This is a genomic window from Pseudomonas sp. P4_C3, from assembly GCF_056402075.1.
Window position 1 is genome coordinate 1 of sequence record NZ_JBFUIC010000319.1, and the last position, 4500, is coordinate 4500.

Below are 4500 nucleotides of genomic sequence, written 5' to 3' on the forward strand. Positions count from 1 at the left end.
CAATTGAGGATCACGCCGCGGGCGTCGGTCAGCAATACCGCATGGCCGGCACCGGAGAGCTGCTGGTGCAGGCTGGTCATTTCATTGCCGGCGATGTGCAGCACTTGCTGCAAGCGTTCGCGGCTTTCGAGGACGCGACCATGTTCCAGCACCGTCGGCGCGATGCTCAGGGCCGGATCGAGGTGATAGTCCTCAAGGCAACGCAGCCAGGAACGGGCGATGGACGGATCGCTGCCAGGGCCGTGCAGGTGGGCCTTGCCCTGGGTCACGGTCAATACTTGCTGGGCATGGCGACTCAAATGGTTGTCGTGCATTTCTTATTATTCTCCCCGGGGCTCGGCGTCCCGTGCATGAGGTGATGCCGAGCATCCTCCAGCCTGGCCTGCATTGCAATGCTTGCAAGTCTACCCAGTCACAGGTTGTGCCAGAAGCGGTACAAAGTGTCACGCCGGCTGTACCGAAAGCGTCACAGGCATGTTCCATCCGTCCGACAAAAAATGCGCAAGGCCTTGATTTGCCTGAGCTGCAGCGCACTGGCCCGTCCCTTGCTCTACGCTTAAAGCAAGCGCACATGCGCGACTCCCTATAAGCACAAAAGCAAGGAGAGACCACCATGCGTTACGCTCACCCCGGTACTGAAGGCGCTATCGTTTCGTTCAAAGCCAAATACGGTAACTACATCGGCGGCGAGTTCGTCGCGCCTGTCAAAGGTCAGTACTTCACCAATACCTCGCCAGTAAATGGCCAACCGATTGCCGAATTCCCCCGTTCCACGGCCGAAGATATCGACAAGGCCCTGGACGCTGCCCACGCCGCTGCCGACGCATGGGGTGCCACGTCCGCCCAGGCGCGCTCGCTGGTGCTGCTGAAAATCGCCGACCGCATCGAGCAGAATCTGGAAACCCTGGCAATCACCGAATCCTGGGACAACGGCAAAGCCGTGCGCGAAACCCTCAACGCCGACATCCCGCTGGCCGCAGACCACTTCCGCTACTTCGCCGGTTGCCTGCGCGCCCAGGAAGGCAGCGCTGCCGAAATCGACGGCAACACCGTGGCCTATCACATCCATGAACCGCTGGGTGTGGTCGGGCAGATCATCCCTTGGAACTTCCCGATCCTGATGGCCGCCTGGAAACTCGCCCCGGCCCTCGCCGCCGGTAACTGCGTGGTGCTCAAGCCTGCCGAGCAAACCCCGCTGGGCATCACCGTGCTGGTCGAACTGATCGGCGACCTGCTGCCACCGGGCGTGCTGAACATTGTGCAAGGTTTCGGCAAAGAAGCTGGCGAAGCGCTGGCCACCAGCAAGCGCATTGCCAAGATTGCCTTCACCGGCTCGACCCCGGTTGGCTCGCACATCATGAAATGCGCGGCCGAAAACATTATTCCGTCCACCGTGGAACTGGGCGGCAAATCGCCGAACATCTTTTTCGAAGACATCATGCAGGCCGAACCGTCCTTCATCGAGAAGGCCGCCGAAGGCCTGGTGCTGGCGTTCTTCAACCAGGGCGAAGTCTGCACCTGCCCTTCCCGCGCCCTGGTGCAAGAGTCGATCTACGACGAGTTCATGAAAGTGGTCATGAACAAAGTCCTGCAAATCAAACGTGGCGACCCGCTGGACACCGACACCATGGTCGGCGCCCAGGCGTCAGAGCAGCAATTCGACAAAATCCTTTCGTACCTGGAAATCGCCAAGGGCGAAGGCGCCGAGTTGCTGACCGGCGGCAAGGTGGAAAAACTCGAGGGCAACCTGGCGAGCGGGTACTACATCCAGCCGACGCTGCTCAAGGGCACCAACAAAATGCGTGTGTTCCAGGAAGAAATCTTCGGCCCGGTGGTGAGCATCACCACCTTCAAGGACGAAGCCGAAGCCCTGGCCATCGCCAACGACACCGAGTTCGGCCTGGGTGCCGGCCTCTGGACCCGCGACATCAACCGCGCCTACCGCATGGGCCGCGCCATCAAGGCCGGTCGTGTGTGGACCAACTGCTACCACCTGTACCCGGCACACGCCGCGTTCGGTGGTTACAAGAAGTCCGGCGTCGGCCGTGAAACCCACAAGATGATGCTCGACCACTACCAACAGACCAAAAACCTGCTGGTGAGCTACGACATCAATCCGCTGGGCTTCTTCTAAGCCGACGAATCTGAATCGGGCGTAGGAGCTGCCGCAGGCTGCGATCTTTTGATCTTCGCTTGTCGGTGGCTCCAGTCGTCTGATTGAAAAGATCGCAGGCTTCGCCAGCTCCTACAGGAAAAGCGCTCCAACTCACATACCAAACATAGCCCTGCTGCTCTGGCACGGGCTTTGCGTGCCCGCATCACAGATAAATGCCATACCCGAAAGTCCAACAGATCAAACAATAAAAAAGACAGAGAGGACTTATGACTTCTTCCACACAGCTCAAACCCACACTCGGCACCCTGCATCTATGGGGCATTGCCGTCGGCCTGGTGATTTCCGGCGAGTACTTCGGCTGGAGTTACGGCTGGGGCACCGCAGGCACACTGGGTTTTCTCGTCACCGCACTGATGGTGGCGACGATGTACACCTGCTTCATCTTCAGCTTCACCGAACTGACGACTGCGATTCCCCACGCTGGCGGGCCATTTGCCTATAGCCGCCGGGCCTTTGGCGAAAAAGGCGGATTGATTGCCGGCATCGCCACCCTGATCGAATTCGTCTTTGCACCACCGGCCATCGCCATGGCCATCGGCGCCTACCTCAACGTGCAATACCCGGAACTGGACCCGAAGATCGCCGCCGTTGGCGCCTATTTCGTGTTCATGGGCCTGAACATCCTCGGCGTCAGCATCGCAGCCACCTTCGAGTTGGTGGTCACTGTGCTGGCGGTCGCCGAATTGCTGGTGTTCATGGGCGTGGTCGCCCCGGGCTTCAGCTTCAGCAACTTTGTGCTCAATGGCTGGTCGGGCGCCAATGAATTCACGATGGGCTCGATTCCCGGTATTTTCGCCGCCATTCCCTTCGCGATCTGGTTCTTTCTCGCGATCGAAGGTGCAGCCATGGCCGCCGAAGAAGCCAAGGACCCGAAACGCACCATCCCCAAGGCCTACGTCAGCGGCATTCTGACCCTGGTGTTCCTGGCCATCGGCGTGATGGTGATGGCCGGCGGCGTCGGCGACTGGCGTCAACTGTCGAACATCAACGATCCGCTGCCCCAGGCGATGAAAGCCGTGGTCGGCAACAATTCGACCTGGATGCACATGCTGGTATGGATCGGCCTGTTCGGCCTGGTGGCAAGTTTCCACGGAATCATTCTTGGCTATTCACGGCAGTTCTTCGCCCTGGCTCGCGCCGGTTACCTGCCTAAAGGGCTGGCCAAACTCTCGCGCTTCCAGACGCCGCATCGGGCGATTCTAGCCGGCGGCGTGATCGGCATCGCGGCGATCTACAGCGATGGCCTGGTCAACCTGCAAGGCATGACCCTGACGGCGGCGATGATCACCATGTCGGTATTCGGCGCCATCGTGATGTACATCATCAGTATGCTGAGCCTGTTCAAGCTGCGTAAAACCGAACCGAACCTGGAACGCACCTTCCGCGCCCCGGGCTATCCGATCGTGCCGGGGATCGCACTGTTTCTGGCGGTGGTATGCCTCGTGGCGATGGCGTGGTTCAACACCTTGATCGGCCTGATTTTCCTCGGTTTCATGGCTGCCGGTTACCTGTACTTCCAGCTGACTGCCAAGCAACGTTCCGAGGCACCGGCAGACGCTATGCTCGAAGGTATATGAGATGCACCGGCGCCGGGCCACGAGCCTGGCGCCTGCATTATTGAAGTGCATGCAAATGCCCTGTGGGAGCGAGCCTGCTCGCGATGACGGTGTGTCACTCAGCACATGTTGCGGATGCAAGACTGCTATCGCGAGCAAGCTCGCTCCCACAGAAAAGCGGATCGAATTTTTAAATTGATCAGGAGGCCCCGCCCCATGGCCGTATATGCCCATACCGTCGGCGCCCAGACTTACCGCTTCGACAGCCTCAAGGAAGTGATGGCCAAGGCCAGCCCCGCGCGCTCCGGAGATTTTCTGGCCGGCGTCGCAGCCCTTAATGACGGCGAGCGTGTCGCGGCACAGATGGCTTTGGCCGACACGCCGCTAAGCCACTTCCTGCAGGAAGCGCTGATCCCCTACGAATCCGATGAAGTCACCCGTCTGATCATCGACACCCACGACAAACAAGCCTTTGCGGTCGTCAGCCACCTCACCGTCGGCGGCTTTCGCGACTGGCTGCTCAGTGATGCCGCCGACGAACAGGTCCTGCGCGCCCTCGCTCCCGGCCTCACCCCGGAAATGGCCGCCGCCGTGTCGAAGATCATGCGCGTGCAGGATCTGGTGCTGGTGGCGCAAAAAATCCGCGTGGTCACACAGTTTCGCGGCACCCTGGGCCTGCGCGGTCGACTATCCACACGCCTGCAACCGAACCACCCCACCGACGAACCGGCCGGTATCGCCGCTAGCATTCTCGACGGTCTGCTGCAC

Annotated in this window: 3 protein-coding genes and 1 pseudogene; 3 read left to right on the plus strand and 1 reads right to left on the minus strand. The window is 60.2% G+C overall.

Annotated elements, in window-relative coordinates; all coding sequences use genetic code 11:
• Positions 1-314 (minus strand): annotated as a pseudogene (locus tag AC1DVH_RS26615) (sigma-54-dependent Fis family transcriptional regulator); the annotation flags it as partial.
• Between the two features lie 299 nt (positions 315-613).
• Here AC1DVH_RS26615 and exaC point away from each other — a divergent pair.
• From exaC to eutB, 3 genes are all read left to right on the plus strand, one after another.
• Positions 614-2134 (plus strand): acetaldehyde dehydrogenase ExaC, encoded by a 1521-nt coding sequence (gene exaC / locus AC1DVH_RS26620; RefSeq protein WP_477756304.1) that lies wholly within the window; start codon positions 614-616, stop codon positions 2132-2134.
• A gap of 248 nt (positions 2135-2382) precedes the next feature.
• Positions 2383-3753 carry an ethanolamine permease gene (eat, locus tag AC1DVH_RS26625; RefSeq protein ID WP_477756305.1) on the plus strand — a complete coding sequence of 457 codons (1371 nt, stop codon included), beginning with the start codon at positions 2383-2385 and terminating at the stop codon, positions 3751-3753.
• 195 nt (positions 3754-3948) lie between these two features.
• The coding region (eutB, locus tag AC1DVH_RS26630; protein WP_477756306.1) for an ethanolamine ammonia-lyase subunit EutB at positions 3949-4500 on the plus strand (552 nt) is incomplete at its 3' end.

Bases quoted from the DNA above. Each gene is read 5' to 3' on its own strand.
- eat (WP_477756305.1), top strand. From the start codon at position 2,383: ATGACTTCTTCCACACAGCTCAAACCCACACTCGGCACCCTGCATCTA.
- exaC (WP_477756304.1), top strand. From the start codon at position 614: ATGCGTTACGCTCACCCCGGTACTGAAGGCGCTATCGTTTCGTTCAAA.